A 26,684-nucleotide genomic window follows, 5' to 3' on the forward strand; every position below is an offset into this window, starting at 1 on the left:
GCCACCAGGCCCACAACTCCGACAGCATGCAGCATTCCGGACCCGTCTGGAACCAGGGACTCGATTGTTGTTATACTTCAACGGCAAATCACCGGTTGAAGCGCAATGTCTCCTGCACCGTTCATCGAAACTCCGCCCCAGATCGCAACCGAAGCCTTCGTCGATGCAGGTGCGGCCGTCAGCCGTCTCGAAAAGATCTACGAGCGCAACACCCAGTTCCTTCGCGATCGCTTTGAGGCCTATGTCAGCGGCGTGTCGTTCGCGACACGCGTGCGTGCGCATTATCCGTTCGTGCGCCTCACGACGTCGTCGCATGCGCGGCTCGATTCCCGTCTCGCCTACGGCTTTGTCGCCGGGCCGGGCGTGCATGAGACCAGCGTCACGCGGCCAGACATCTTCAGGACCTATCTCACCGAGCAGATCGGCCTGTTGATCAAGAACCATGGGGTTGCCGTCGAGATCGGCGAGTCGAACGAGTCGATCCCGATCCACTTCGCCTACCGGCGCGACATCAATATCGAGGCGGCGCTGACAGTTGCCGACAGTTCGGCCTTCACGCGATCGCTGCGCGACGTGTTCGATACTCCCGATCTCGCCGCGATGGACGATGCGATCGCCGACGGCACCTTCGAGCTGGCGCCGGGGACGCCCGAGCCGCTGGCACTGTTCCGTGCGGCGCGGGTCGATTACTCGCTGCGCCGGCTCTATCACTACACCGGCACCGATCCGGAGCACTTCCAGAACTTCGTGATCTTCACGAACTACCAGTTCTATGTCGATGCCTTCGCGCAATTGTGCCAGCAGCGCCTCGTGTCAGGCGAGGCCGGCCTGGAAGCTTTCGTTGCGCCCGGCAACGTGATCACGCGCAATGCGCGGGTTGGAGGCGGCACGACCGGGACCGCGCCGGACCGCGTGCCGCAGATGCCGGCCTTTCATCTGGTCGAGCCCGGCTATCGCGGCATCACCCTGATCAACATCGGGATCGGCCCGTCCAACGCGCGGAATGCCACCGATCACGTCGCGGTGCTGCGGCCGCATGCCTGGCTGATGATCGGGCACTGCGCGGGCTTGAGGAATACGCAGCGGCTCGGCGACTACGTGCTCGCCCACGGCTATGTCCGCGAGGATCACGTGCTCGATCACGAGCTGCCGCTCTGGGTCCCGATCCCGGCGCTCGCCGAGATGCAGGTCGCGCTGGAGGAGGCGGTCGGCGAAGTCACGGGCGTGTCCGGCTTCGAGCTCAAGCGGCTGATGCGCACCGGAACGGTCGCCAGCGTCGACAATCGCAACTGGGAGATCAGCGGCCCGTCGGTGATCAGGCGCATGTCGCAATCGCGCGCCATCGCGCTCGACATGGAGTCGGCGGCCATCGCCGCCAATGGCTATCGCTTCCGCGTGCCCTACGGCACGCTGCTGTGCGTCTCCGACAAGCCGCTGCACGGCGAGATCAAGCTCGCAGGCATGGCCAGCGAGTTCTACCGGCAGCGCGTCGGCCAGCATCTCGAGATCGGCCTGAGGGCGCTGGAGCGGCTCAAGCAGCAGGAATCCGAGCGCCTGCATTCGCGCAAGCTGCGGAGCTTTGCCGAGGTCGCGTTTCAGTAGCGTCATGTCGCGTCCACGGCGATCACGCCGCGACCGACTTCCACAACTGCATCTCGGTGCCGACGGCGGCCCTGACATGCGGCCGCGCCTGGATGCGCGAGAGATAGTGGGCGAGATCGGGCCATTGCGCGAGATCGACGCCGGCGTGGCGCAGCAGCATCAGCGCCCAGGCGAGATAGCCGTCGGCGACCGTGAAGCGGTCCCCGATGAGGAATTCGCGGTCCCTAAGATGCGCGGCGGCCACCGACACGCCTTGTCCGATCCGCTCGCGCGCGCTGGCCCTGGTTGTGTCGTCCTTGTACCAGAAGGTCGGAAACAGGAAGCCCTTGTGGAGCTCGGTGCCGATGAAGCTCAACCATTCCTGCAGCCGATAGCGATCGGGATCGCCGGGCGGCGGCGCGAGGGCGAGCTCTGGCTTGAGGTCGGCGATGTATTGCAGCACCGCAGCGCTCTCCGTCAGCCGCTCGCCGTTCTCCAGCACCAGCACCGGCACCGCGCCTTTCGGCGAGATCGCGCGGAAGTCGCCATCGTCCTCCAGCACCTTCTTGGTCCAGAGATCAACGAGGTGGTAGCGCGCCTCGATGCCGGCTTCCAGCAGCGCGATGCGGCTGGCGAGGGAGCAGGCCATCGGCCAGAAATAGAGCTGGAGCATGCCGGTGTCCTCAGGCAAGGGCGTTGCCGCGCGCGATGATGGCGAAGCGGTCGGACAGCTCGGCGAGCGCGACGTCGTGAATGACCTTTGCCGCAATCGTGCCGCCGATGCCGTCCGGCAGGTCGCGGGTGGCGCAGCTGTCGGCGTCGATGGTGGTGCGGAAGCCGAGATCAAGCGCCGCACGGGCGGTGGAGCTGACGCACATATGCGTCATGAAGCCGGCGAGAACCAGCTCCTTGCGGCCGGTCGCGGCAAGCTGCGTGTCGAGGTCGGTGCCGGCGAACGCGTTCGGCAATTCCTTCTCGATCACGGCTTCGCCCGAGCGCGGTGCCAGCGGTGCGACGATCGCGCCGCGCTCGGCGGTACGGTCGAACAGGCTTCCGGGCCGTCCCCTGTGCGCGATGTGGAAGATCGCAGCGCCGCTGTCCCGTGCCTGGGCAAGCAACGCGGTGGCGCGGGCAATCGCGGCGTTGGCGTCGGGCAGGGCGAGGGGGCCTGCGAGATACTCGTTCTGGATATCGATCAGCACCAGGCAGGCGTCGCCGAGGCGAGGCGGGGTGAGGTCGATACCGGCAAGCTGCATCAGTGTTTTGGCCGCGGTCATGGTTCTGAAGTCTCCCGGAAGTTTGCTCGTTCAGAATAGCCGTGGAACGTCCTGCCGTTATGCAGGGATATTGCAGCCGGTGGCTGCGTTATTGCAGGTGAGGCAGTAGCGATGTAGCCTTGCAGCCATGAACTGGGACGATCTTCGCATCATCGCGGCCGTCAGGGACGAGGGCACGTATGCGGGCGCCAGCGCCCGGCTGCGCGTCGACGAGACCACGGTCGGCCGCAGGCTGGCACGCATCGAGCGTGCGCTTGGCTTGCGCCTATTCGAGGCCGCCGACGGCGTGCGTACGCCGACCCGGCAATGCGAGATGGTGCTGGCGCATGTCCAGGCGATGGCCGCGCATGCCGAGGACATCGGCCGTATCGGCGAGAGCCTCCCGGGTCCGGTGGGCCGGCTTCGCGTAGCTTCCACCAATGCGGTCGCTGAAGAGGTGCTGGCGCCGCGCGCGAGCGATTTCCTGCGCGCCAATCCGGGCCTGACGCTGCAATTCCTGACGTCGAGCGACAACGTCAAGTTCTCGCGCTGGGAGGCGGACCTCGCGATCCGCCTGCGCAAGCCCGACAAGGGCGACTTCGCGATTTCGAAGCTCGCCGAGGTCAGGCTGTATTTTTTCGAGCCGATCACGGCCGCCGCTACGGGCGAAGCGGTGACCTGCGCCTATCCCGATGAGCTCGAAGGTATCCCCGAGATGCAGTTCCTGCGTGCGCGGAGAATTCGCGCGCGCTGCGTCACCGACAATGTTCGCGTCATCCGCACGCTGATCCAGTCGCATCAGGCGGCCGGCGTGCTGCCCGAATATGGCTCCGCGGCCCTGCTGGCTGATCGCCGTCTGCGCGCCACGCTGCTGCCGAAGCGACGCGACGTTTGGCTGTTGGTGCAAAATCACCTCAAGCGCGACCCTGCTGCGCGGGTCACGATCGATTGGGTGCGCAGCTGCTTTCAGGATGTTTCGCGGGGCTGACGTCGCGCGTCTTCAGTTCTTGAATCAGGTCTCAAATGACGGCCGTAGGCGAAACGGTTTACATCTGCAGGGCGGGCGGCGGCGCTTGGAGTGACGCGGGCGACTGCCCCGCCGCATCGCGGCTGATGATTGACACAGATGTCCTCGCACGAGGAAAGCGTCCCCGTGCGATACGTTGGACTAGCCGCCGAACATCTCGACGCCGGAGACCAGCGTCGCCTTCACGGCTCCCAGTTTTTCTATTTCCTCAACAATTCGGATGGTTGCGGCAGCGCTCACGCCCGTGATGACGCTGACATAGTCGAAGCTCGACCCGCGGGTCGAATAGAGCCGACACTGGCCTCCGGCCTTTAGAACGACTTTCGTGACATCGTTCGCGCCCCTCTTCTTCTGGGCCTCGCTTTGTGCCCGGCCTCTTTCGGTGCGAGTGATGAGATAAAAATACGTCACCTCATCCTTGGCGACACCTTTTGAAATCCGCCTCATTATTGATTCCTCCACTATGATCGCGTCCGCTGGACGCGGCCGATACAATCGAGCCAGTCGCAGAGTCTTGTCAATATTGGTTGAAATTTATCCGAGCGTCACAAATTCGGACGACGCTTGCGTCCCCCGCGAACGCAGCCAAGACTTGCAGATCGGGCACATCACGAGGCGCGCATGTCAAGCAGCGCCTTGGCTTCCTTCAAGTCAGGCGCATCAAGGCCTCCGGCGAACCAGCCGTAGATCGAGGCGAGCAGATCATGGGCCTCGGCATGTCTGCCCTGTTCGCGCAAGATGCGTGCCAGACCGATCGACGTTCGCAATTCGAAGGGCTTTGCGCTCTGCAGCTGTGCGACGGTGATGGCCTGACGATAGTTCTGCTCCGCCGCGACTGGATCGCCTGTCGCGTTCAACAGTGTGCCGCGCAGCCGATACAATTCGGCCTCGCCGTACCGCTCGTCAGTCGCCTCGATGACCTGCTTGGCCTCGGCGAGGCAGCTTAATCCCTCGGCGGGCCTTTCGAGTTTGGCGTAGGCGTCGGCGAGCATCATCAGGAGGTCCGGGGTGCCTGTGACGGCTCCGGTCGTTCTAATTGTCGTCATCGCCTGATGGATCAGCGACAGCCCTTCCTGCGGCTGTCCGAGCAGGGTCAATGACACGCCCCGGTACGCCGTAGCCCAACCCAGATGCAACGGAAAGCCGCGCTCGGTCGAGAGCGCGAGCAGTTCCTCCTCGTGCTGCTGTAGGTTCGGCGAGCCGATGATGCGTTCGACAGGGCACGCCGAGAGCAGCGCGTCGGCCAGCGTCTGGGTATGGTTGAGCCGACGTGCCTCCGACAAGGCTTCGTTCAACCGCGTCCGGGCCTCGTCCAAGTGACCGAGCACGGCGAGAGTCCAGGCCAGATAGGCAAGCGTCATCACATAGGGATCGGCGGACGAGACGCCGCTCCGATGCGCCGGATCCGCAAGGCCGTGACAGCGCTCCAGGAGCTCGCGGGCCGCGACGAATTCGCCGAGGAAGAGGCGAGTGCGCCCGTTGGCCCAACGGCCGACCAATTGGGCTGCGACATCGTTTCGTGCCTCGCCGACTCGCTCCAGTTGCTCGGCCAGCTCGAGCGCGCGCCGGTGTTCGCCCCGGACCCGGTGAAACGAGGACTGGCCGAGGATCACCGGCCAGAGGTAGCGTGGTTGATCGATCCGCTCGGCGAGAACGCGGGCGCGGCCAAGAGTCTCACCCACTTCAGGCGCCGAATAGCCCTTCATAGCCATCTGCGCCAATGCAAGCGCGAGTTGCAGGTCGAGTTCCTGCTTGCGTCGCTCGGGTGTGTCCTGCAACCCTTTCAGCGCGTCCAACCCCTTCCGCAATTGGGTGGCGGCCTCAATCGTGGCCGAGCGCGCGAGCGCCTGCTGACCGGCCTTGAGCCAGTAAGAGACCGCCTTGTCGGTCAGCCCGGCCTCGGTGCAGTGCCGCGCGAGCACGGCGGGTTGAGTTGCGCAGATGTCGGGAAACTGTGCCTCCAGTGCTGCGGCAATCCGGCCGTGAACCTGATGGCGGGTGCTCCGTAGCATCGTGCCGTACGCGGTATCCTGCACGAGCGCGTGCTTGAACGTGTACTCTGCGTCAGGCGGCGTACCGCGCCTGAATATCAACTCGGCGTTCACGAGCTGCTGCAAGGTCTCGTTCAACGGCGCGGGCGGCATTCCTGCGACGGCGCTGATCAATTCATGCGAGAATTGCCGGCCGAGCGCGGCGGCGATCTGCGCCACATTGCTGGTAGGGGCAAGGCGATCGAGCCGTGCCAGCAGCGATTCCTGCAGCGACGTCGGGATCGCAACCTGGGTCACCGGGCCGGCGGCGACGTACCGATCATCCTGCTCGACCAGCACGCCGCTTTCGACGACAGCCTTGGTCAATTCCTCGACGAACAGCGGTACGCCGTCGGTTCGTTCGGTGATCTGGTCCGCGATCTCCTGCGGCAGGACCTTGCGGGCCGTGAGGTGCACGATCATCTCGGTGCAGTGCCGCCGCTGGAGGCGGTCGAGACCGATCATCGTCACCTGGGGACGGCCGGCCCAGGGCGGGACAAAATCCGGACGGAAGGTTGCGATCGCGAGCAGCGGCAGGGCAGGGGCGCGATCCATGATCTGCCCGAACAATTCGAGAGAGGTCGAGTCGGCCCAGTGCATGTCCTCCATGAGGAACAGCAACGGTTGCCGCGTTGCCAAACCCTCGAGCTGCGCGAGCAGCGCCTGCAGGGTCCTTTCCTTGCGCTTTTGCGGCGTCAGATCGAGAGCCGGATAGCGCCCGCCATCGGGGATCGACAGCAGGCCGGCGAACAGCGACATGGTCTCGGCGCGGCCGCCAGCCGGCGTGACGAGCGACGCCTCCAGCTTCGCCAGCCGTTGCTCGTCCTTGTCGTCGCGACGAAAGCCCGCGGTTCGTTCGAGCTGCGCGATAACCGGGTAGAGCGCTGTATCTTGGTGGTAGGGCGAGCAGAATTGCCGCACCACCGTATGCGGCTCGCTGCTCAGCCGCTCCAGCACCGTCTGTGCGATCCGTGACTTGCCGATGCCGGCCTCGCCCGACAGCAGGACGACCGAGCCCTCGCCGTGCTGCACGCCGTCCCAGCGTTGCATGAGCTGGTCGATCTCCTCGTAGCGGTTGACCAGCGGCAACGCACTTGCGCGCAGCGCCTCGTACCGGCTTTCAGCTGCGCTGACGCCCAGCGCCCGCCACACCTTGACCGGCTCGTCGAAGCCCTTGAGCGGAAAGGTCCCGAGCTCGCGGTAATCGAACAGGCCGCCGGTCAGGCGGCGGGTGCTCGATGAGATCACCACGGTGCCGGGCTCGGCGATTGCCTGCAGTCGCGCGGCCAGGTTCGGCGTCTCGCCGATCACCGCCTGCTCTTCGGCGAGGCCGGCCGAGATCAGGTCGCCGACGACCACAAGACCGGTCGCGATGCCGACACGGACCTGCAAGGAGTCGCCGACCGGCGAGGCGAGCTTCGGCACCGCCTCGACCAGCGTCAGGCCCGCCCTGACGGCGCGTTCGGCGTCATGTTCGTGCGCCTGGGGGTAACCGAAATAGGCGAGGACTCCGTCGCCCATATATCTGGCGACAAAACCCTTCGCGCCGGTGATGATGTCGGCGCAGCAGCTCTGGTAGGCGCCGATGACCTCTCGCAAATCCTCGGGGTCGAGTCGCGTCGACAGCGCGGTCGAGCCTACAAGATCGCAGAACATGATCGTGAGTTGACGGCGCTCGGCTGCATCATGCTTGCGAGGTGGAGCGGTTGCCGTCAGCGCAACGGGGGAGGCGCTCTTGTCGACGGCTCCGAGTTCGGCGGCAGCCCGCAGGAATTTGCGGCGGTGCCCGAGCAGCACGCCGAGCTTCTCCAGATCTTCATCGGTCAGATAAGGGACGACGCTGAGGTCGACGGCGTTCTCTCGGAATATCTGCGCATATCGGTCCAGACCGATGCTGTGAAGCCAACTGTCGATATCCAAGTCAGGGCCTCTTGGCAGCTTGTCAGTGGCAGCTTGCGATCCGTAACAATTCCAATGGGGTACTGCTTGTGCCGCGGAATTTTGCGCTTGCCGGTACGGTAGTCCGGAAAGCTGCATGCCGCAGGCACAAGGGTACTTCCCTGCCTGTTGTAGATTTGCCGTTGCCATTCGTCAAAGCGTCTCGCCTTCGAAAGCTGCCCAGACTCGAGGCAATCATTGGCGAAGTGCAGGCTTTGGAGCAACGACCTTCCCGGCGTCCAGGCGCAGGCATTCTGTGCTCCAAACAAAAACCCCGGCATCGCTGCCGGGGTTTCGCTCATCGTGGATGCCTTGAGAGGCTGGATCGGAAGTCCATGCCGCCCATGCCGCGGCCTGGAGGCATTGCGGGGCCGGCAGCGGCCTTCTTCGGCAGCTCGGCGACCATCGCCTCGATGGTGATCAGAAGCGCGCCAACCGAGGCCGCGTTCTGGATCGCGGTGCGCACGACCTTGGTCGGGTCGATGATGCACTCCTTGACGAGGTCGGCAATTCACCGGTCCGGGAGTCGAAGCCCGCCGGCGCGGGCCTCTGAGGAATGATCTGGGTCGTAAGACGCTCGACTATGTCGCACACGGGCGGCACTTACGTCACGTTGTGCATGAGCGCATTTCCACAATTGCCTGACCCTGCGCATCAGAAGTCCTGTGCTGCCCACGCCTTGCGCACGATCTAGCCGATGCGGTTCAGAGACGTGCGACATCCGCATCGATCGCACGCAGCATCGCCATCTCCGGAAATTGGAACTTCCGGGTTCCCGCAGTGCTACCATAAGACTCACGCGCATTTTATTGTTGCGTCCGGCCACGCATTTCTGCATCTAACTCCCGAAAATGCTGCGTACAGAAATTCCGTCTGGCCAAGCGTTTGGAGTTGTTTTTTGAGAGTGTATCTGAGTGAGTTGGTTCTCGTTGCGCGTCGCCTCACTACGGGGCCCCGCTAGTGAGTCCTCCCGGCGGAATCGGTAATCGCCTTCTTGCATCCCTGCCGGCAGCGGACCTCGATCTGCTGAGGCCCGAATTGGAGGGCGTTGCGCTCGAGCAGGACACGGTGATCTCGCGGGCGGGTGACCAAATCGATCATGTCTACTTTCCATATAGCGGCGCCATTTCGCTCATGATCGAAATGGCGGACGGACACACCGTTGCCACCGGCGTGATCGGGCGCGAGGGGGCCGTGGGCAGTCTTTCGGTGCTCGGGTCGTCAGCGTCGGCCATTACCGCGGTCGTCCATGCGGCGGGCTCCGCTTCGCGGATTCCTGCGTCACGATTTTACACGGCCTTCGGCCGCAGTCCCGCGATCCGGCAGGCGATCCAAAGTCACTTCAGGGCGATGCTGATACAGTTTCAGCTCGGTTCGGCCTGCAACGCGCTGCATCCGGTCGAAGCCCGCATGGCGCGCTGGCTGCTCCAGCTTCGCGATCGCGTCGACAGCGACGTCCTCCCGCTGACCCAGCAGGCGCTGTCGCAGATCCTCGGTGTGCGACGAACGACGGTGACGCTGTTGATGCGCAATCTGCGCGCGCGCGGCGCGATCAGGTCCGATCAACGAGGCCGGATCGAGATCGACCGGTCGCGGCTATCGGCGGTGGCGTGCGAATGCCACCGCGTCATGCGTCTCGAAGCCGAGGAGATCTTCTCGGACCACAAGATCCGATCTCGGGCGGCGACTCGAGCTGACGATCCGTGCATCCCGGAAATCGAAGCGGACGACGCGGTGTGAGCCCCTTTCGGCGCGATCAGCTCCTCCGCCGCCGATCAGGCTCCCGTGCGGGTTCGGATGCCGTCTCGAGTTTCGCAATCTCGCGCAGCACCTTCGCCGTCTGGCGCAACTCATTGCGTTCCGGGCCGGGCTTCAGCCGTCGTGCTTCGTCGAGAAAATCCTTGGCCTGTAGCAGCCAGGCGGATGTTTCGGTCGAGGTCTGCATGCGCCCCATGGTGTCCCTCCATCGCGATCATCAATAGTCTGTGTCGACCTTCAGGCCGGTGAGCCGGCGCCGCACGCGGATGCTCGGCTCAGCGACCCAGGCGTCCCGCGCGAACCAGGCGTGATCGGTGCGGCAGAATGGGCAAGGTGTGCGCGAGAAGAATACCGTGCTACGTCCAAAGCTTTCGCGATCGGTTTTGATGCCGGTGGGAATCGCGTGTGCGGTTTGCGGACATTTGACCATGAGCATGCCCATGTGAGCCTCCCTCGAGATTGCCTTTTTGTTTTTTGCAGAAAAGCACCGGCCGGTTGGATTGCGCCTCTTGTCGGTGCGACCAGTTGGGGGGCATCGCGCACCTGTGGCTTCTGACAGAGCATCGGGCAGTGGGGGCTGCATGCTCGTCACTGGGCTTCTCCAACCGGCCGGATCCCTCCTCAAACGAATCCTCGATGTGAATTGAGCGCCGCTTTTTTAGCCGGCTTGGTGGAGAACCTTGCCGAAATGCTTCCTGACCGGCTCACCCATTTCCGTCGCAAGCTTCTGGCCAAGCGCCCACAATTCCTTGTTCTGGTCGGATGCCATATCGAAGGCTTTGCGGGTTTGCTCGGTAGACAAGGCCAAGACATCGGTTGCTGACCTGCTGCCGGCGAGATGGACGAAGAAATCGAGCGCGGAGGCGGTATTGGCGTATGAGATTTCGAACACCTTGAGCCCGTAGTCGGCCGCGCATCGCGCATTGTGCGAATACGTTTCGCCCAACGTCTCCGTCATCTGTTCGGAGGCGGCCCGGGCGCGGGCAAAACCCTGTTCGGCAAGATCGCCGATCATGCCGGGCAAGGTGATCTTCGGGAAGCTCGACAACGGCATGCCGAAGATAGTCGTGCCGTTCACTGTGACTTTCATTTCTGTTTCACTCAAGACGCAGTTCCCTTCTCAAGCGAAAGCGTTTCTCGCAACGCTCGCTCGCGTCACGAGAGCGGACGCTCCGTGTTCGGTTCAGATTCTAGGTGAGCAGCTTTGATCCAGTCCCGACCCTACTGTGCGGGACGAAAGTGGGACTGTCGGTTCGGTTTGCGACTCTCGCCAATAATTTTTTTGAAATTGTCAACTCAGACCAAGGTATGTTTACCGGCGTGGCTGTGTATAGCGTGGACATCGTGAGCGCCAGCGGACTCCCCGCTTCAGCGTAAGGTTGTGCGGGGCCCACCACTGGCTGCGCTGCGGCAAGCACCCGGTTTGCCGCAAACAAAAACCCCGGCATCGCTGCCGGGGTTTTGCATTTCGTGGATTGCCTTGAGAGGCTGGATCAGAAGTCCATGCCGCCCATGCCGCCGCCCGGAGGCATCGCAGGACCGCCAGCGGCCTTCTTCGGCAGCTCGGCGACCATCGCTTCCGTGGTGATCAGCAGCGCGGCAACGGAGGCAGCGTTCTGGATCGCGGTGCGCACGACCTTGGTCGGGTCGATGATGCCCTTCTTGACGAGGTCGGCATAGTCGCCGGTCTGGGAGTCGAAGCCGTAATTGTAGGTCTTGTTCTCCAGGATCTTGCCGACGATCACCGAACCGTCTTCACCGGCGTTGATCGCGATCTGGCGAGCGGGCGCCGACAGCGCCTTGCGCACGATCTCGACACCGGTCTTCTGGTCGTCGTTCTTGGTGCGCAGGCCCTTGAGCTGCTCGGAGGCACGGAGCAGGGCGACGCCGCCGCCCGGAACGATGCCTTCCTCGACGGCCGCACGGGTCGCATGCATCGCGTCATCAACGCGATCCTTGCGCTCCTTCACCTCGACTTCGGTTGCGCCGCCGACGCGGATCACCGCGACGCCGCCCGCGAGCTTGGCGAGACGCTCCTGCAGCTTTTCACGGTCGTAGTCCGAGGTGGTCTCCTCGATCTGCGCCTTGATCTGGGCCACGCGGGCGTCGATGTCGGCCTTCTTGCCGGCGCCGTTGACGATCGTGGTGTTCTCCTTGTCGATCATCACCTTCTTGGCGCGGCCGAGCATCTGCAGCGTGACGTTCTCGAGCTTGATGCCGAGGTCTTCCGAGATGGCCTGGCCGCCAGTCAGGATCGCGATGTCCTGCAGCATGGCCTTGCGGCGATCGCCGAAGCCCGGAGCCTTGACGGCCGCAACCTTCAGGCCGCCACGCAGACGGTTGACGACGAGGGTGGCGAGCGCTTCGCCTTCGACGTCCTCAGCGACGATGACCAGCGGCTTGCCGGTCTGCACCACGGCCTCGAGCAGCGGGAGCAGCTCGTTCAGCGAGGAGAGCTTCTTCTCGTTGATGAGGATGTAGGCGTCGTCCATCTCAACGCGCATCTTGTCGGCGTTGGTGACGAAGTAGGGCGAGATGTAGCCGCGGTCGAACTGCATGCCCTCGACGACGTCGAGCTCGGTCTCGAGCGACTTGGCTTCCTCGACCGTGATCACGCCCTCGTTGCCGACCTTCTTCATGGCGTCGGCGAGGAACTTGCCGATTTCGGCGTCGCCGTTGGCCGAGATGGTGCCGACCTGGGCGATCTCCTCATTCGAGGTGACCTTCTTGGAGTTCTTCTGCAGGTCCGCCACCACGGCCTCGACCGCGAGGTCGATACCGCGCTTCAGGTCCATCGGGTTCATGCCGGCGGCGACCGACTTGGCGCCTTCCTTCACGATCGCCTGGGCGAGCACGGTCGCGGTGGTGGTGCCGTCGCCGGCTGCGTCAGCGGACTTGGAGGCGACTTCGCGCACCATCTGGGCGCCCATGTTCTCGAACTTGTCGTCGAGCTCGATCTCCTTGGCGACGGTGACGCCGTCCTTGGTGATGCGGGGAGCGCCGAACGACTTCTCGAGCACCACGTTGCGGCCCTTCGGACCGAGGGTGACCTTCACGGCGTTGGCGAGAACGTCGACGCCGCGCAGCATCTTGTCGCGCGCCTCGACGGAGAATTTGACTTCTTTAGCTGCCATCTGAGTTTTTCCTTGAGAGATTTAACCAGGGAGGGAGAGGGGCGCTTAAGCGGCCTTCTTCTTGGAAGCGGGGACGTCGAGCACGCCCATGATGTCGCTTTCCTTCATGATCAGCAGGTCTTCACCGTCGATCTTGACCTCGGTGCCCGACCATTTGCCGAACAGGACGCGGTCGCCGACCTTGACGTCGATGGGGATCAGCTTGCCAGCCTCGTCGCGGCCGCCCGGGCCGACGGCGACGACTTCGCCCTGGGAGGGCTTTTCCTTGGCAGTGTCCGGAATGATGATGCCGCCAGCAGTCTTCTCTTCGGCGTCGATGCGCTTGACCACGACGCGGTCGTGAAGCGGACGGAATTTCATGCAGTCCTCCTAAACATTTGCAGATGTTGTAGAATTTTGGAGAGTTGGCAGTCCAGGCCAGCGAGTGCCAACCTGGCCGAAATGGAGATAGGCCAGTCGCGGGCACTGGGCAAGGGCTTCTAGCAGAAAAATTGGCACTCGGACGGGGCGTCTGCCAGCATCGCCGGTCATGCTTAATGACGGCTTGGAGGTCGCCCAACTGGTATTAGCACCTGCGGTAAGCTGCTGCCAGCGCGAGAAATTTCAACAACCCGTTAAACATTTAGGCTTGAGATCGGTTAGTCGCGTGCGTCACATTTCTCTCATGTGAGCGCATCTTTGCCGGCGGTGGCCCCGGCAGGTCGGCCACCACGCGCACATGCGCTCCGTCACAGGAGGTTGGCATGGTCTCGCGTGTTGGTGGGGTTGTTTCCGACGACTTCCGGAAGCAGTTGCTGGGGTATGGGCTGACAACGGCGCAAATCCTGTATCGGATGCCGGATCACCCCTCGTTGCTGCAGACCTACGTCTGGCAGAATTACGATCTCTTCCCGAAATTCCCGGCGCTGCAGGATTTCCTCGCCTTCTGGCAGGAGAAGCTCGAGGGGCCGCTGTTCTCGGTGACGGTCGCGCACTCCAGGCTGGTCAGGCCCGCGGAGCTGCGCGCCGTCGACGGCGTCTTCCGGCTGCATTGACGGCGGAGGGGACCACGGCGTAATCGCGCCGGCGCCGCCGCTTGGCCGCGCGCTTGAGGGAGCGCATGCACGTTCGCGCGACCCGATGCTTTCGCCCATCCCCCAACAGGCTTTTGTGCTACCCTCATCCGATTAAAAGACGGGAGGTAACCAACAATGGCCAAGCGAAAGCCGGCATCAAGACCAGCGGCCAAGACCGCGGTGAGGAAGAAATGGACCGGGCTCGGGAGCGCCGCCAAACCCTCGGCGCGCAAGACCATCAAGTCGAAGGGCCGCGTCTCGACCGCCAGGAAGACGACCACAAAGACCAAGCCCAAGGCGCGGCCGAAGCAGCGCGTTGCCATCAGCCACCACCGCGAGGAGGATTTCAGGGCTGACGGACTGCGCGCCTATGCCAAGTATCGCGACCTCGGCATCGCTGATGCCACGCACGGGCTGGCGCAGGCGCATGTGATCCGGCTGCAGGGTCCGTGCAATCCGGAAGAGGTGTCGAAGCTGCATTATCATGACGTCGAGTTCCAGATGGTCTACGTGCTCAAGGGCTGGGTGAAGACCTACATGGAAGGCGAGGGCGAGACGTTGATGACGCAGGGCAGCGCCTGGACCCAGCCGCCGCGCCTCCGGCACATGATCCTGGACTACTCCGACGACGTCGAATTGCTGGAAGTGATCCTGCCGGCGGATTTCAAGACGGTAGAGTTGACGGCGTGATCTCGTAGCCCGGATGGAGCCAACGGGTCGCGCGGATGTCGCGCCCGGTGACAGCCTTCGCGGAATCCGGGAATCGTACACACTATGATGATTCCCCCGGATTGCGCTTCGCTCCATCCGGGCTTCTGTAACGGGCCTTGGTTAGTCAATCCCTTTTTGCGTGGTCCACTTGCCGGGCACTTGCTTCTGTACGGGATCGGCGCAGTGGCCGTCGCCTGATGGGGTGCATTGAGGAGCCGGCCGGCCAATCTACGGAAGCGTGGTTGTGAACCGACTTCCCGGATGGCGGCCTGACCGGATCCGTCGTCCCGGCAAAGGGACTTCGCTCGGGGAAGGCCTGGTGTCGTGGCCTGCCCAGATCGGTTGAGGCTCCTTCCTTAGGTTGCGTGGGCCATCGGATTGAAGGGTTTCGCATCAGCCAGCATCCGATGCAGGATGACTGCGAGCTTGCGCGCCAGCGCCACCTTGGCCTTGCGCATGCCCGCACGTTTGGCAAGCCGCATGGCCCAGCTCTTCAGCGCCGAGCAGTTCCTGACCGGCTTGGTCAGCATGACGTGGGCGGCCTGGTACAGCGCCTCCCGCACCGACGCGTCGCCGATCTTGCTGATGCGGGCAGTGTAGTCGGTTTGCCCCGACTGATACTTCTTCGGGGTGAGCCCAAAATGCGCGCCGGTCGCCTTCGAGGAACGGAACCTGATCGGATCGTCGATCGCGGCGGCATAGGTGAGCGCCACGATCGGGCCGACGGCCGGCGTTGTCATCAGAAGCCGGGCCGGGGGATGCGATCTGGCGAGCTTCTGGGTGTGTCTGTCCAGGCCATTGAACTCGCGCAGCAACACGGCATGGGCTTCGAGCAGGGCCTGCGCCACCAGCTCAAGTCCGGGGTGGCCGGCGACGAGCTCCCGGATCCGGTTGGCGAACGTGCGCTCGGTGGTCTTGCCGACCTTCAGGCCAAAGCCCCGCAGCACGCCACGTACGCTGTTCTCGATGTCGCGCAGCTTCGACTGCAGCAGCTTGCGGGCCGTCAGAACCGCCCGCGTCTCCTGCGCTTCAATCGACTTGCAGTGGACCGGCCGGAACCAGCCGAGCCGCATCAGTTGGGCGATGCCGCGGGCATCGTTGCGGTCCGACTTCACCGGCATCGCCTTGAAGGCATCGCGGACGTGCCGGGTCTCCAGCAGCTCGACGGCAAGCCCGGCCGCGCGCAGCGCCGTGGACAGCCATTGCGACAACGGACCGGCCTCCAGTCCGATCCGCTCCATCGCCTGGCCCAGCGATCGGAACCAGGCGATCAGCGCTTCCGGCTCGCTGGCAACCTTCGCCTCCCGCAAAATCTTGCCCGCGCCATCGACAACGCAAACGCTCGAGCTTTCCAAAGACACGTCGATTCCTGCATAGTGGTACATGGTCGTCCCTTAATGATGCTTGGAGCGGGCTCGCCCGACTCCGTTTGAACACCATCAGTTTGAGGGACGACCGCCTGCCCGAAAAGCCGCACGCGAGCGCGCTTCCACATCGCGCCGTCGCGACCGGGCGGCTATATCCGTCGGCCCGTTACCCCATCTACGAGGACGTCATCGCCCCCACGATCGCGCCCATCAGGCATGTCGTGAGCGTGCCTGATACGATCGACTTCAGCCCGAGCGCGTTGATCTCCTCGCGCCGCCCCGGCGCCATGATGCCGAGTCCGCCGATCATGATGCCGAGGCTCCCGAAATTGGCGAAGCCGCACATCGCATAGAGCATGATCAGCCGCGAGCGCGGATCGAGCGCATCGGTGCCGAGCTTCGAGAGGTCGACATAGGCAATCAGCTCGTTCAGCACGGTCTTGGTGCCCATCAGGCTTCCCGCCGTGACCGCCTGCGACCATGGCAGGCCCATCAGCCAGCACACCGGCGCCATCGCAGAGCCGAGCAGCCACTGCAGTGAGATCTTCGCGCCGCCGACCTCCGGCAACAGGCCGACGATCGCGTTGAGGAGATACACCAGGGCGACCAGCACCAGCAGCATCGCAATGATGTTCATCAGCAGCTCGAGCCCGGCCGCCGTGCCCTTGACGATCGCGTCCATTGTCGACGAGACATGGATGTCCGGATCGTCGAGCGATCCGCCGGTGCGCTTGTCTGTCGTCTCCGGCACCATGATCAGGCTGACCAAGATGGCGGCCGGCGCGCCGAGCACCGAGGCAATGACGAAATGCGCGGCGGCGTCCGGGATCAGCGGCGCGAGCAGCGTGGCGTAAAGCACCAGCACGGTGCCGGCGATTCCCGCCATGCCGCCAGTCATCACCAGAAACAATTCGCTGCGGGTGAGCTGGGCCAAGTAGGGGCGGATGAAAAGGGGCGCCTCCACCATGCCGAGGAAGATGTTGGCCGCGGTCGAGAGCCCGACCGCGCCGCCGACGCCGAGCGTGCGCTCGAGCAGCCAGGCCATGCCGCGCACCACCGGCGGCAGCACGCGCCAATAAAACAGCAGCGTCGTCAGCACGCTCATGACGAGCACGATCGGCAGCGCCTGGAACGCAAGGATGAAGTCCGTGCCCGGTGCCTTGGGATCGAACGGCGCCGGGCCGCCGCCGACATAGCCGAACACGAAGGCGGTGCCGGCGTGCGTCGCGGCGGCGATGGTGCCGACCGCATCGTTGATGGTGCCGAACGCTTTCGTCACGAGCGGCACCTTGATCAGCACCAGCGCGATGACGATGGTGACCGCGAGCCCGATTGCGGCCTGCCGCAGCGACACCGCGCGGCGGTTCTCCCCGAACGCCCAGGCGATCGCCAGGAGCGCCACCACGCCAAACGCCGATTGCAATTACAGCATCAAGACCCCGAAAACCCTTCGCGCGATTATGGCAGGGGCTTCGTGCAGCGCAATGCTGTTGCGCGCTGACGTCGCCGCCATTGACAAGTTGCAGGCGGTCGGCCACGGCTCGCTCATGTCTTCCGCAACGACCGTCGGCGCCCGCGATCTGCTCGGTCACAGATCTTTTCTGTTTTTCCTGTCGTCGCGCAGCCTGTCGCGTTTTTCCAGCCAGATCGGCGCGGTGGCGATCGGCTGGCAGATCTACGACTTGACCGGCAGCGCCTTTGCCCTCGGCATGGTCGGCCTGGTTCAGTTCCTGCCGACGGCGCTGCTCGTGTTCGTCGCCGGCCACGCCGCCGACCAGTTCGAGCGCAAACGCGTGGTGCAGGCCTGCCAGCTCGCCGAGGCGCTGACCGCGCTGTTCCTCGCGGCGAGCACCTTTGCCGGCACCATCTCCGAGCTGCAGATCTTCGTTGCCACCTTCGTGCTCGGGATCGCCGGGGCGTTCGAGAGCCCGGCGACCGCGGCGCTGCTGCCGCTGATCGCGCCGCAGGGTTCGCTGCAGCGGGCGACCGCGATCTCGAGCGGCGCGGCGCAGGTCGCCACCATCACCGGGCCCGCGCTCGGTGGCTTTGCCTACGCCATGATGCCAAGCGTGCCCTATGTTGTGATGATGGTGTTCTGGCTGCTCGGCATGATCCTGACCGGCGGCATCGGCCGGCTGCAGCAGGCGCCGCCGAAGAACAGCGCATCGTCAGACGATGTGTTCGCCGGCGTCACCTTCGTCCGCAGCAATCCGGCGATCCTCGGCACCATCTCGCTCGACCTGTTCGCGGTGCTGTTCGGCGGCGTCACCGCGCTGCTGCCGATCTATGCGCGCGACATCCTGCAAACCGGTCCGCTCGGCCTCGGTGTCCTGCGCGCCGCGCCTGCGGTCGGCGCGCTCCTGATGACCATGGTGCTGGCGCGGCATACGATCAGCCGCCACGTGGGATTAAGGATGTTTCAGGCGGTCATCGTGTTCGGGGCCGCGACGGTGGTGTTCGCGCTGTCGCACTGGATGTGGTTGTCGGCGCTGGCGCTCGCAGTGCTGGGCGCCGCCGACACGATCAGCGTCGTGATCCGTTTCTCGCTGGTGCAATTGGCGACGCCCGACGAGATGCGCGGCCGGGTCGGCGCCGTCAATTTCCTCTTCATCAACGCTTCGAACCAGCTCGGGCAGTTCGAAAGCGGCGTCACCGCGGCGCTGCTCGGCACGGTGCCGGCCGCAGTCCTCGGCGGCGTCGGCACGATCGCGATCGCGCTGCTCTGGATGAAGCTGTTCCCGACGCTGCGGATTGTGGAGAAGCTGGAGTAGGGGGCTCTCGCCACCCGTCATTGCGAGAAGCAAACCGACGAAGCAATCCATCTGTCCCCAAGGGGATCAGCAAATTGCTTCGCTTCGCAACCAATGACGGCGGTGGCTGCGGCTTACCCCCGGCCGACAAATGGCATCTTGGTCGCCATCACCGTCATGAACAGCACGTTGGCGTCGAGCGGTAGGCCCGCCATGTAGGCGACGGCATCGCCGACCGCCTTCGCATCCATGCGTGGCTCGTGCTTGGTCGTGCCATCGGGCTGCAGCACGCCGGGGCCGTTGACCATGCGGTCGGTCATCGGGGTTGCGGCGTTGCCGATGTCGACCTGGCCGACCGCGATGTCGTACATGCGTCCGTCAAGGTTGGAAGACTTGGTGAGGCCGGTGATGGCGTGCTTGGTCGAGGTGTAGGCCGCCGAGAACGGGCGCGGCGCGTGCGCGGAGATCGAACCGTTGTTGATGATGCGGCCGCCGCGCGGCTTCTGGTCCTTCATGATGCGGAAGGCGTGCTGGGTGCACAGGAACGGGGCGGTGAGGTTGGTGTTCACCACCGCCTGCCACTGTTCGAGCGGCAGGTCCTCGAAATTGACCGGCGGCGCGCCCATGCCGGCATTGTTGAACAGCAGGTCGAGCCGGCCGTAGGTCGCTTTCACCTTGTCGAACAGCGCGGCGATCGAGGCCGGGCTGGTCATGTCGGCGGTGACGCAAAGGCTCTTGCCGGCGGGGCCGAGCTTGCTGGTTTCCTCCAGCATCTCCAGCCGGCGTCCGGCGAGCACGACGGTGAAGCCTGCGTTCATCAGGGCAAGCGACGCGGCACGTCCGACGCCGGTGCCGGCACCGGTCACGACGGCGATCTTGTTGGCTGCCTCAGTCATCTGGTTTCCTCTTTCTTGGCTTTTGCTTCGATCTCGGTCTTGTAGGGCGGTCGCGGAATATTCTGGTGCGCCGCGCGCAGCGCCGCCGACCAACGCGAACGCAGGTCATGGAAATAGGGTTCGCCGGCTTCGATGCGGTGGTTGAGGTCGGCCTCGCAGGCATCCGTGCGCACCACCAGCACGTCGATCGGCAGCCCTACGCCGAGGTTGGAGCGCATCGTCGAATCCATCGAAATCAGGCCGGTCTTCAGCGCCTCATAGAGTTCGACGTCGTAATGCATGGCGCGGTCGAGCACCGGTTTGCCGTATTTGTGCTCGCCGATCTGCAGGTACGGCGTGTCGGTGGTGCATTCAATGAAGTTGCCGGCGGTGTAGACCATGAACAGGCGCATCCGCGAGCCCTTGATCTGGCCGCCGAACAGGAAGGAGACGTCGAAGGAGATGTCTTCGGCGCGCAGCGCTTCTCCCTCAGTTGCGTGCACGGCGCGGATGGCGCGGCCGATCCGCTGTGCCGCCTGGAACATGGTCGGCGCATTCATCAACGTTTCGAGCTCGCCGGTCTGCGGGTCCTGCATGCCCTCGGTCAGGGTCGACAGCACCGACTGGCTGATCGCCAGATTGCCGGCGCTCGCGACCGCCATGATGCGCTCGCCGGGCGTTTCGAAGATGTGCAGCTTGCGGAAGGTCGAGACATTGTCGAGGCCGGCATTGGTGCGGGTGTCGGCGATCATGACGAGGCCGTCTCGCACCAGAATTCCACAGCAATAGGTCATGTCCAGTCCCCGCCGGTCCGACTGTCTCGGCGCCAAACTAGTAGCCAATTTCACGGTGCCATCCAACCCCAATTCCTTTCAGCGGAACATGCGGTGAATGGTCAAAAATGGTTGCCTCTCGACCGCGTCGATGGCCAGGGCAGCGGCTGCCTTGGCTCGCGGCTGGCAACGGTCCCGGCAGCCCGAGGCGCCGTCCCGGTTCAGGAACGGCTGGCCGGAATGTTCAGCGCGATGCGCGGCCTCCAACGACGCAATGACTCACGCGCCTGCTCTGCGTTGCGCGCAGCCGGCAATGATCTGCATCCCGCATCGTTGCGGCGCGCACGGCATTGTGCTCGACTGTTCGCGATCGACAAGAAAAAGAAATTCCGGGAGGCGAGAATGTCGTTCAGGCTGGCCGCATGCATTGCGGCGTTGGGTCTCGTGACCATGGCGGCAAGCCCAGTATTGGCGCAGAAGAAGGGTGGCACGCTGCGGCTCTATCACAACGACAATCCGCCCTCGACCTCGCTGCTCGAGGAATCCACCATCGCCTCGGTGATGCCGTTCGCGGCCGTGTTCAACAATCTCGTGGTGTTCGACCCGGCCAAGGTTCACGAGAGCATCGACACAGTGATCCCCGATCTCGCCGAAAGCTGGTCATGGGATTCGACCAACACCAAGCTCACCTTCAAGCTGCGGCAGGGTGTGAAATGGCACGACGGCCAGCCGTTCACGGCAAAGGACGTGCAATGCACCTGGCGGATGCTGATCGGCAAGAGCGAGACCCAGGACTTCAAGCGCAATCCGCGCAAGGTCTGGTACACCAAGCTCAAGGACGTCAGCATCAACGGCGATTATGAGGCGACGTTCGAATTGAGCGAGCCGCAGCCGGGGCTGCTCGCGTTGCTCGCCAGCGCTTTCTCGGTCGTCTATCCCTGCCACGTGCCGCAGCAGGTGATGCGCACCAAGCCGATCGGCACCGGGCCGTTCAAATTCGTCGAGTTCAGGCGCGGCGATTCGATCCGGCTGGTGCGCAACCCGGATTACTTCAAGAAGGACCGGCCGTATCTCGACGAGATCACGGTGCGCACGATCGACAGCCGCGCGACGCGCATGCTGGCGTTTGCGACCGGCGACTACGACATCACCTTTCCCTCCGACGTCACGATTCCCCTGATGAAGGACGTCAAGGCGCGGGCGCCGAACGCGATCTGCGAGATGACGGCGACCAACACCCAGATCAATCTGATGGTCAACCGCGTCAATCCGCCGTTCGACAATCCCGACATCCGCCGCGCGATGTCGCTGGCGCTGGACCGCAAGGCCTTCAACACCATCCTGTTCGAGGGCAACGGGCGGCTCGGCGGCGCCATGCTCGCGAAGCCGGAAGGCGAGTGGGGCATGCCGCCCGATGTGCTGGCGACGCTGCCGGGCTATGGGCCTGATACCGAGAAGAATATCGCGGAGGCGCAAGCGATCATGCAGAAGCTCGGCTACAGCGACGCCAAGCCGCTGCCGATCAAGATCCAGACCCGCAACCTACCGACCTATCGCGATCCGGCGGTGATCCTCGCCGACCAGCTCAAGAAGATCTACATCGTGGCCGAGCTGGACATTCTGGATACGCCGCGCTGGTACTCCCGGCTGCAGCGCAAGGACTACACGATCGGGCTGAACGTGACCGGCGTCAGCGTCGACGATCCCGACGGCAATCTGGTCGAAAACTACTCCTGCCACTCCGAGCGCAACTACACCCAGTATTGCAATGCGGAGGTCGACAAGCTGCTGGCCGCGCAGTCCCGCGAGCTAGACAAGGACAAGCGCAGGCAGCTCGTGTTCGACATCGAGCGCCTGCTGGCCGAGGACGCGGCGCGCCCGATCATCCTGCACTCATCGGCCGGCAATTGCTGGCAGCCCTATGTGAAGAACTTCCATCCGCACGACAACAGCCAGTACAACAATCTGCGGTTTGAGGACGTGTGGCTGGATAAATGACGTGTGGCTGGATAAATAATGCGTCCTGCCCCGCTGGCTACGACATGCGCCGCCGCCATGCGCACACGCGAAGCGCTCGCGCCGATCGCCGCGTGTCAGAGTAGCGACGGCACCGTCAGTCAGGCCGCGTAGAGATCCATCGGGACATGCGAAGCCGCTACGGAAGTTCGGATATCAGCTTGGTCCACTCGGCCTCGGGCCAGGCCCGTGAGGTGCAGGTCCGTATGTTTCCCTGAGAACTGAGGGCAAGTGCGAGCTTTGTGATGTGGTCGCCGAGCGGCGCTTCGGCGAGGAGAAGAAGGTCATGCTCGCCGGAGGTGAGGTAGACTTCCTTGATTTCGACGCCGAGCGTCTTGGCGAGTTCTCTCGCCGCTCGGCTGCGCTTGGGAGCTTCCCGCACATTACGAATTCCCTGGTCGGTCCAGTCGATCCTCACTATGAATGTCGCCATGTCGTCCTCCAAGGGTTACGCATTCCCCTTGTCTGCCGCGCGCGGCAGGCCAACCTGCTTCATGTTGAAGCTGAGGGAGCGCCATATAAGGCCGGCGCTGCTTTCAGACTGAGATGCCTGCCGACGGCCTGACCGCTGCCCGTTCCGTCAAACGGCGACGTCGGCCCGTCCCGTCTCAAAGGGCAGCTCGCCAGAGATTACGCCATGTCCTTTGCTCGAGGAAGAGGGCTCCCCGCGTTGTGATCGCAAACGCGGTGGCAAGGCTCGGTGGTCACACGATATTCGCGTAAGCGAGAGCACTGCGTCGAGATCACGCGCTCTGCGCAAGGATAAGGGCCGCAGAAGGCTTTCGCCTGCCGGGCTGCCATCTGGTGCAAGTCATGTGTGGGTGTAGTCACCCGGTTTCAATCCGAGGGCCTTGACAGCCGCTTCGGGAAGCGGCCCCCACGCTTCGACCCTTTCATTCGGAGCCATCATTTCCGCAATAATTGCCGTGGCCTTTGCCGCGTCTCCTTCAGCTACGAAGAAGACCGAGCGAACAGGCGGGCCGCCGTCCAACGGCTCAGTTGTTACGAGGACAACCTGACCATTTGCCATGCCCTCATATATCACTATCGCCGCGCTGTTTCCACGGATCCCATTGATCGATCTCCGCGATCCGGCCGCCGAGGTGCGCGCCAAGGGCGAAGCTGCGCCGGTATTGCATCGTGGCGGCTCGAACACCAAATAGCTGAAGGTGGGAGGCAGAACCGCTCCAGGAGAGTGAGCGTGGCCAGCAAAAGAGCAAACGAAGAGCTCCCCGTCATTGCGCGCTTTGAGGTGCGCCGCCGCAACTACCTCGCGCCGGACGGCGCGATGAACCGGCCGCTTCCCGCCTTCGCCAGCGATGCCAAGCTGCTCGTCGAACTTTACCGGTCGATGGTGCTCTTGCGCCTGTTTGACCGAAAGGCTGTCGCATTGCAGCGCACTGGCCGGCTGGGAACCTATGCCGTTTCGCTCGGCCAGGAGGCGGTGTCGGTCGGCATCGCGAGTGCGATGCGGGAAGATGATGTTCTGCTGCCCTCTTATCGTGACAATGGCGCGTTGCTCTGGCGTGGCGTCAAGCTGGAGGAGATCCTGCTGTTCTGGGGCGGCGATGAACGGGGCAATCAATTCTCTGGTCCGGTTCACGATTTCCCGTTCTGTGTCCCCGTTGGATCACAGGCGCCGCATGCCGCCGGTGTGGCCTATGCCTTGAAGCTGCGCAAGCAGCCGAGCGTGGCCGTCTGCCTGTTTGGCGACGGAGCCACTTCGAAAGGCGATGTCTACGAGGCCATGAATTTTGCCGGCGTGCACAAATTGCCGGTCGTATTCGTCGCCACCAACAATCAATGGGCCATATCCGTGCCGCTGCGGCTGCAGACCGCTTCTGAAACGCTGGCCCAGAAGGCGATCGCTGCCGGGTTCAGCGGCGAGCAAGTGGATGGTTGCGACGTGGTGGCGATGCGTGCCGCGGCCGAGGAGGCGATTGCCGCTGCCCGCGACGGCAAGGGCCCTCACTTCATCGAAGCGGTCACCTACCGGCTCGGCGATCACACGACGTCAGATGATGCATTGCGCTATCGTTCGGCCGAAGAAGTCCAGGCGCATTGGAAGGAAGAGCCGATCGCGCGCCTCAGGTCATATCTTGTCGGTCAGAAGATGTGGACCAAGGCGGACGAGGAGCAGCTTGCCGCCGAGTGCCATCAGCGCATCGAGGCGGCGGTGGAGCGTTATCTGACGACGCCGCCGCGCCGGCCAGAAACCATGTTCGACAACCTCTATGCCGATCTGCCCGAGGCGTATGCCGTGCAGCGTCGCGAACTCGCGGGAGAGGACGATGCCTGAAGTGACGTTGGTCGAAGCCATCAATCTGGCGCTCGGCCGCGCGATGGCTGATGATCCCGATGTGGTCGTGCTCGGCGAAGATATCGGTGTCAATGGCGGCGTCTTCCGCGCGACCATCGGCTTGCAAGAGCGCTTCGGTCCGGAGCGCGTCCTTGATACGCCGCTTGCCGAACTCCTGATCAGCGGTCTCTGCGTCGGCATGGCCGCGCAGGGACTGAAGCCCGTCGGCGAAATCCAGTTCATGGGATTCATTTATCCCTGTCTCGATCAGCTGGTGAACCACGCATCACGGATGCGCAATCGTACCCAGGGACGGCTCACCTGTCCGATGGTTCTGCGCGCGCCGCATGGTGCCGGCATTCGCGCGCCCGAGCATCATTCCGAAAGCACCGAGGCGATGCTCGCCCACATTCCGGGCCTGCGTGTCGTCATGCCTTCGTCGCCGGAGCGCGCCTATGGACTTCTCCTCGCCGCGATCCGCGATCCCGATCCGGTGGTGTTCCTGGAGCCGACGCGACTGTATCGGGCGGCGAAAGGCGAGGTGGAGGACAACGGCGAAGCCTTGCCGCTGGATCACGCCTTTGTCTTGAGGGAAGGTCGCGACGTCACGCTGATAAGCTGGGGCGCGATGCTGAGGGAAACGATGGCCGCAGCGGACGCGCTCTCCGATGAGGGGATCGCTGCGGAGGTCGTCGACCTCGCCACGCTCAAGCCCTACGATGAGGACACCGTGCTCGGTTCGGTCGCAAAGACCGGGCGCTGCGTCATCGTGCACGAGGCGGCGCACACCGGCGGATTTGGCGCCGAGATCGCCGCTCTGATCGCCGAGCGCGGACTATCCTCGCTGCTCGCACCCGTGTCCCGCGTTACCGGCTATGACACGATCGTCCCGATGGCCCGCCTTGAGCAACGCTACATGCCGTCGGTCGGACGCATCGTGACCACAGCCCGAAAGGCGTGCCAGTACAACTGAACACTAGCGGACCTTGTGCCATGCGCCAGTTCACATTGCCGGACCTTGGTGAAGGTCTTGAAGAAGCGGAGATCGTCACCTGGTACGTCAACGAGGGCGACCACGTCGTGACCGACCAGCCGCTCGTTTCGGTCGAGACCGACAAGGCGGTGGTCGAGATACCGGCGCCGTCGAACGGACGCATCGCGCGTCTGTTCGGTGCCAAGGGCGATATCGTGAAGGTCGGCGCGCCGCTCGTGGAGTTTGCCGAAGGCGCCGGGGAGGACACCGGGACGATTGTGGGCGAGCTCGGCACCGGCGAGCAACGGCCGGCGGCAGCAGCTCCTTCGACGCCGCCCAGCGCGCAGGGAGCTCACGTGTTTCCGGCGGTGCGCGCCCTCGCGCGCAAGCTTGACGTCGCGCTCGATCTCGTCGAGGCGACAGGGCCCGGCGGCACCATCACGCGGGCAGATGTCGAGAGGGCGGCGAAGCGGATGTCTCACGGCGGACCCGCCGAGCCGCTGCGCGGCTTGCGCCGCGCGATGGCGCAACGCATGGCGGCGGCGCACGCGGAAATCGTCCCTGCGACGGTCACCGATGAAGCCGACATAGACGACTGGCGACAGGGCGAGGACGTGACAATCCGTCTGGTGCGCGCGATCGCTGCCGCCTGCAAAGCAGAGCCCGCGCTCAATGCCTGGTATCATTCCGGCTCGGGAGAGCGGCGTCTGATCGAGCGCATCGATCTCGGCATTGCTGTCGACACCGGCGGCGGCCTGATCGTTCCCGTGCTGCGCAACGTCGCGGAGCGCAGCGTATCGGACCTGCGGGCTGGGCTCGACCGCCTGCGCGCCGACGCAATCGCGCGCGCCATACCCCCGGAGGAGCTGCACGGTGCGACGATCACGTTGTCGAATTTCGGAATGATCGGAGGCCGGTTTGCCAATCTCATCATCGTGCCGCCGCAGACGGCGATCGTCGGCGCCGGGCGGATTTCGGAGCGCGTGGTCGCCCATGGGGGGCAGGTTGCAGTCAGACGCACGCTGCCGCTATCGCTCACCTTCGACCATCGGGTGGTGACGGGCGGCGAAGCGGCCCGTTTCCTGGTTGTCCTCAAATCCGAGCTTGAGCGCATTCCCTGATTCCAGCCATGCGCCTGTCG

26 protein-coding genes and 1 pseudogene are annotated in these 26,684 nt (G+C 64.1%); 12 read left to right on the plus strand and 15 right to left on the minus strand.

Annotation, left to right across the window (positions count from 1 at the left end; translation table 11 throughout):
- Positions 1-105: 105 nt before the first annotated feature.
- A complete protein-coding gene (locus tag MTX23_RS13525) occupies positions 106-1,602 on the plus strand; it encodes an AMP nucleosidase (protein WP_280977164.1) in 1,497 nt (498 codons plus the stop codon).
- 22 nt (positions 1,603-1,624) lie between these two features.
- On the opposite strand, the gene MTX23_RS13530 is transcribed toward MTX23_RS13525, so the two are convergent.
- Both MTX23_RS13530 and MTX23_RS13535 read right to left on the minus strand, forming a co-directional pair.
- Positions 1,625-2,254 carry a glutathione S-transferase N-terminal domain-containing protein gene (locus tag MTX23_RS13530; RefSeq protein WP_280977165.1) on the minus strand — a complete coding sequence of 210 codons (630 nt, stop codon included), beginning with the start codon at positions 2,252-2,254 and terminating at the stop codon, positions 1,625-1,627.
- Positions 2,255-2,264: 10 nt separating this feature from the next.
- On the minus strand, positions 2,265-2,858 hold the full coding sequence (locus MTX23_RS13535; RefSeq protein ID WP_280977166.1) for a cysteine hydrolase family protein: 594 nt from the start codon (positions 2,856-2,858) through the stop codon (positions 2,265-2,267).
- Positions 2,859-2,985: 127 nt separating this feature from the next.
- Between MTX23_RS13535 and MTX23_RS13540 the strand changes: the two genes are divergently transcribed.
- Positions 2,986-3,825 carry a LysR family transcriptional regulator gene (locus tag MTX23_RS13540; RefSeq protein WP_280977167.1) on the plus strand — a complete coding sequence of 280 codons (840 nt, stop codon included), beginning with the start codon at positions 2,986-2,988 and terminating at the stop codon, positions 3,823-3,825.
- 180 nt (positions 3,826-4,005) lie between these two features.
- Here the strand turns inward: MTX23_RS13540 and MTX23_RS13545 are convergent, their stop codons facing one another.
- The 3 genes and pseudogenes from MTX23_RS13545 to MTX23_RS13555 all read right to left on the minus strand — a co-directional run.
- Positions 4,006-4,311, minus strand: a complete 306-nt coding sequence (locus MTX23_RS13545; RefSeq protein ID WP_280977168.1) for a hypothetical protein — start codon at positions 4,309-4,311, stop codon at positions 4,006-4,008.
- Between the two features lie 161 nt (positions 4,312-4,472).
- The gene (locus tag MTX23_RS13550; RefSeq protein WP_280977169.1) at positions 4,473-7,814 is read right to left on the minus strand and encodes an adenylate/guanylate cyclase domain-containing protein; all 3,342 of its coding nucleotides are present in this window, start codon (positions 7,812-7,814) and stop codon (positions 4,473-4,475) included.
- Positions 7,815-8,130: 316 nt separating this feature from the next.
- Positions 8,131-8,366: pseudogene (locus MTX23_RS13555) on the minus strand (hypothetical protein); the annotation flags it as partial.
- Positions 8,367-8,900: 534 nt separating this feature from the next.
- On the opposite strand from MTX23_RS13555, the gene MTX23_RS13560 reads away from it, so the two are divergent.
- Positions 8,901-9,572 (plus strand): Crp/Fnr family transcriptional regulator, encoded by a 672-nt coding sequence (locus MTX23_RS13560; RefSeq protein WP_348637569.1) that lies wholly within the window; start codon positions 8,901-8,903, stop codon positions 9,570-9,572.
- A 16-nt stretch (positions 9,573-9,588) separates the two neighbouring features.
- Here the strand turns inward: MTX23_RS13560 and MTX23_RS13565 are convergent, their stop codons facing one another.
- From MTX23_RS13565 to MTX23_RS13575, 3 genes are all read right to left on the minus strand, one after another.
- On the minus strand, positions 9,589-9,777 hold the full coding sequence (locus MTX23_RS13565; protein ID WP_280990754.1) for a hypothetical protein: 189 nt from the start codon (positions 9,775-9,777) through the stop codon (positions 9,589-9,591).
- Between the two features lie 30 nt (positions 9,778-9,807).
- Positions 9,808-10,032, minus strand: coding sequence for a hypothetical protein (locus tag MTX23_RS13570; RefSeq protein ID WP_280977172.1), 225 nt, complete (start codon positions 10,030-10,032; stop codon positions 9,808-9,810).
- Between the two features lie 216 nt (positions 10,033-10,248).
- On the minus strand, positions 10,249-10,605 hold the full coding sequence (locus MTX23_RS13575) for a phasin family protein (RefSeq protein WP_280978070.1): 357 nt from the start codon (positions 10,603-10,605) through the stop codon (positions 10,249-10,251).
- Here MTX23_RS13575 and MTX23_RS13580 point away from each other — a divergent pair.
- Positions 10,604-10,798, plus strand: coding sequence for a hypothetical protein (locus tag MTX23_RS13580; RefSeq protein WP_280977173.1), 195 nt, complete (start codon positions 10,604-10,606; stop codon positions 10,796-10,798). The two genes, MTX23_RS13575 and MTX23_RS13580, sit on opposite strands and share 2 nt — an antisense overlap.
- Positions 10,799-11,083: 285 nt before the next feature.
- Here MTX23_RS13580 and groL read toward each other — a convergent pair whose 3' ends face one another.
- Together groL and groES are read right to left on the minus strand one after the other, a co-directional pair.
- Positions 11,084-12,724, minus strand: coding sequence for a chaperonin GroEL (gene groL / locus MTX23_RS13585; protein ID WP_280977174.1), 1,641 nt, complete (start codon positions 12,722-12,724; stop codon positions 11,084-11,086).
- A gap of 45 nt (positions 12,725-12,769) precedes the next feature.
- Positions 12,770-13,084, minus strand: a complete 315-nt coding sequence (gene groES, locus MTX23_RS13590) for a co-chaperone GroES (RefSeq protein WP_280977175.1) — start codon at positions 13,082-13,084, stop codon at positions 12,770-12,772.
- A gap of 383 nt (positions 13,085-13,467) precedes the next feature.
- On the opposite strand from groES, the gene MTX23_RS13595 reads away from it, so the two are divergent.
- Both MTX23_RS13595 and MTX23_RS13600 read left to right on the plus strand, forming a co-directional pair.
- Positions 13,468-13,758 carry an usg protein gene (locus MTX23_RS13595; protein ID WP_280977176.1) on the plus strand — a complete coding sequence of 97 codons (291 nt, stop codon included), beginning with the start codon at positions 13,468-13,470 and terminating at the stop codon, positions 13,756-13,758.
- Positions 13,759-13,914: 156 nt separating this feature from the next.
- Positions 13,915-14,469, plus strand: a complete 555-nt coding sequence (locus tag MTX23_RS13600; RefSeq protein ID WP_280977177.1) for a cupin domain-containing protein — start codon at positions 13,915-13,917, stop codon at positions 14,467-14,469.
- 377 nt (positions 14,470-14,846) lie between these two features.
- On the opposite strand, the gene MTX23_RS13605 is transcribed toward MTX23_RS13600, so the two are convergent.
- Positions 14,847-15,875, minus strand: a complete 1,029-nt coding sequence (locus MTX23_RS13605; protein WP_280973967.1) for an IS110 family transposase — start codon at positions 15,873-15,875, stop codon at positions 14,847-14,849.
- 157 nt (positions 15,876-16,032) lie between these two features.
- A complete protein-coding gene (locus MTX23_RS13610; protein WP_280977178.1) occupies positions 16,033-17,280 on the minus strand; it encodes a nucleoside transporter C-terminal domain-containing protein in 1,248 nt (415 codons plus the stop codon).
- 124 nt (positions 17,281-17,404) lie between these two features.
- On the opposite strand from MTX23_RS13610, the gene MTX23_RS13615 reads away from it, so the two are divergent.
- Positions 17,405-18,628 (plus strand): MFS transporter, encoded by a 1,224-nt coding sequence (locus MTX23_RS13615; protein WP_280978071.1) that lies wholly within the window; start codon positions 17,405-17,407, stop codon positions 18,626-18,628.
- Positions 18,629-18,741: 113 nt separating this feature from the next.
- Here MTX23_RS13615 and MTX23_RS13620 read toward each other — a convergent pair whose 3' ends face one another.
- Positions 18,742-19,503, minus strand: coding sequence for an SDR family oxidoreductase (locus MTX23_RS13620; protein WP_280977179.1), 762 nt, complete (start codon positions 19,501-19,503; stop codon positions 18,742-18,744).
- The gene (locus MTX23_RS13625) at positions 19,500-20,276 is read right to left on the minus strand and encodes a peptidase (protein ID WP_280977180.1); all 777 of its coding nucleotides are present in this window, start codon (positions 20,274-20,276) and stop codon (positions 19,500-19,502) included. The genes MTX23_RS13620 and MTX23_RS13625 overlap by 4 nt, the downstream gene beginning before the upstream one ends.
- Before the next feature lie 381 nt (positions 20,277-20,657).
- Here MTX23_RS13625 and MTX23_RS13630 point away from each other — a divergent pair, with 381 nt between their 5' ends.
- Positions 20,658-22,253 carry an ABC transporter substrate-binding protein gene (locus MTX23_RS13630; RefSeq protein WP_280977181.1) on the plus strand — a complete coding sequence of 532 codons (1,596 nt, stop codon included), beginning with the start codon at positions 20,658-20,660 and terminating at the stop codon, positions 22,251-22,253.
- Between the two features lie 157 nt (positions 22,254-22,410).
- Here MTX23_RS13630 and MTX23_RS13635 read toward each other — a convergent pair whose 3' ends face one another.
- Entirely contained in the window at positions 22,411-22,704 is a 294-nt protein-coding gene (locus tag MTX23_RS13635; protein ID WP_280977182.1) for a GYD domain-containing protein, read from the minus strand.
- Between the two features lie 595 nt (positions 22,705-23,299).
- Between MTX23_RS13635 and MTX23_RS13640 the strand changes: the two genes are divergently transcribed.
- From MTX23_RS13640 to MTX23_RS13655, 4 genes are read left to right on the plus strand one after another with little or no spacing between them, the layout of a single operon-like run.
- A complete protein-coding gene (locus MTX23_RS13640) occupies positions 23,300-23,434 on the plus strand; it encodes a hypothetical protein (protein WP_280977183.1) in 135 nt (44 codons plus the stop codon).
- Positions 23,435-23,472: 38 nt separating this feature from the next.
- Entirely contained in the window at positions 23,473-24,570 is a 1,098-nt protein-coding gene (pdhA, locus tag MTX23_RS13645) for a pyruvate dehydrogenase (acetyl-transferring) E1 component subunit alpha (protein WP_280977184.1), read from the plus strand.
- A complete protein-coding gene (locus tag MTX23_RS13650; RefSeq protein ID WP_280977185.1) occupies positions 24,563-25,543 on the plus strand; it encodes an alpha-ketoacid dehydrogenase subunit beta in 981 nt (326 codons plus the stop codon). Before pdhA ends, MTX23_RS13650 begins: the two co-directional genes overlap by 8 nt.
- Positions 25,544-25,563: 20 nt before the next feature.
- Positions 25,564-26,664, plus strand: a complete 1,101-nt coding sequence (locus tag MTX23_RS13655; protein ID WP_280977186.1) for a dihydrolipoamide acetyltransferase family protein — start codon at positions 25,564-25,566, stop codon at positions 26,662-26,664.
- Positions 26,665-26,684 lie beyond the last annotated feature (20 nt).

Source organism: Bradyrhizobium sp. ISRA436, from assembly GCF_029910015.1.
GTDB lineage: Bacteria > Pseudomonadota > Alphaproteobacteria > Rhizobiales > Xanthobacteraceae > Bradyrhizobium.

Bases quoted from the DNA above. Each gene is read 5' to 3' on its own strand.
- MTX23_RS13525 (WP_280977164.1), top strand. From the start codon at position 106: ATGTCTCCTGCACCGTTCATCGAAACTCCGCCCCAGATCGCAACCGAA.
- MTX23_RS13530 (WP_280977165.1), bottom strand. From the start codon at position 2,254: ATGCTCCAGCTCTATTTCTGGCCGATGGCCTGCTCCCTCGCCAGCCGC.
- MTX23_RS13535 (WP_280977166.1), bottom strand. From the start codon at position 2,858: ATGACCGCGGCCAAAACACTGATGCAGCTTGCCGGTATCGACCTCACC.
- MTX23_RS13540 (WP_280977167.1), top strand. From the start codon at position 2,986: ATGAACTGGGACGATCTTCGCATCATCGCGGCCGTCAGGGACGAGGGC.
- MTX23_RS13545 (WP_280977168.1), bottom strand. From the start codon at position 4,311: ATGAGGCGGATTTCAAAAGGTGTCGCCAAGGATGAGGTGACGTATTTT.
- MTX23_RS13565 (WP_280990754.1), bottom strand. From the start codon at position 9,777: ATGCAGACCTCGACCGAAACATCCGCCTGGCTGCTACAGGCCAAGGAT.
- MTX23_RS13570 (WP_280977172.1), bottom strand. From the start codon at position 10,032: ATGGGCATGCTCATGGTCAAATGTCCGCAAACCGCACACGCGATTCCC.
- MTX23_RS13580 (WP_280977173.1), top strand. From the start codon at position 10,604: ATGCCGGGCAAGGTGATCTTCGGGAAGCTCGACAACGGCATGCCGAAG.
- MTX23_RS13575 (WP_280978070.1), bottom strand. From the start codon at position 10,605: ATGATCGGCGATCTTGCCGAACAGGGTTTTGCCCGCGCCCGGGCCGCC.
- groL (WP_280977174.1), bottom strand. From the start codon at position 12,724: ATGGCAGCTAAAGAAGTCAAATTCTCCGTCGAGGCGCGCGACAAGATG.
- groES (WP_280977175.1), bottom strand. From the start codon at position 13,084: ATGAAATTCCGTCCGCTTCACGACCGCGTCGTGGTCAAGCGCATCGAC.
- MTX23_RS13595 (WP_280977176.1), top strand. From the start codon at position 13,468: ATGGTCTCGCGTGTTGGTGGGGTTGTTTCCGACGACTTCCGGAAGCAG.
- MTX23_RS13600 (WP_280977177.1), top strand. From the start codon at position 13,915: ATGGCCAAGCGAAAGCCGGCATCAAGACCAGCGGCCAAGACCGCGGTG.
- MTX23_RS13605 (WP_280973967.1), bottom strand. From the start codon at position 15,875: ATGTACCACTATGCAGGAATCGACGTGTCTTTGGAAAGCTCGAGCGTT.
- MTX23_RS13615 (WP_280978071.1), top strand. From the start codon at position 17,405: ATGTCTTCCGCAACGACCGTCGGCGCCCGCGATCTGCTCGGTCACAGA.
- MTX23_RS13620 (WP_280977179.1), bottom strand. From the start codon at position 19,503: ATGACTGAGGCAGCCAACAAGATCGCCGTCGTGACCGGTGCCGGCACC.
- MTX23_RS13625 (WP_280977180.1), bottom strand. From the start codon at position 20,276: ATGACCTATTGCTGTGGAATTCTGGTGCGAGACGGCCTCGTCATGATC.
- MTX23_RS13630 (WP_280977181.1), top strand. From the start codon at position 20,658: ATGTCGTTCAGGCTGGCCGCATGCATTGCGGCGTTGGGTCTCGTGACC.
- MTX23_RS13635 (WP_280977182.1), bottom strand. From the start codon at position 22,704: ATGGCGACATTCATAGTGAGGATCGACTGGACCGACCAGGGAATTCGT.
- MTX23_RS13640 (WP_280977183.1), top strand. From the start codon at position 23,300: ATGCCCTCATATATCACTATCGCCGCGCTGTTTCCACGGATCCCATTG.
- MTX23_RS13650 (WP_280977185.1), top strand. From the start codon at position 24,563: ATGCCTGAAGTGACGTTGGTCGAAGCCATCAATCTGGCGCTCGGCCGC.
- MTX23_RS13655 (WP_280977186.1), top strand. From the start codon at position 25,564: ATGCGCCAGTTCACATTGCCGGACCTTGGTGAAGGTCTTGAAGAAGCG.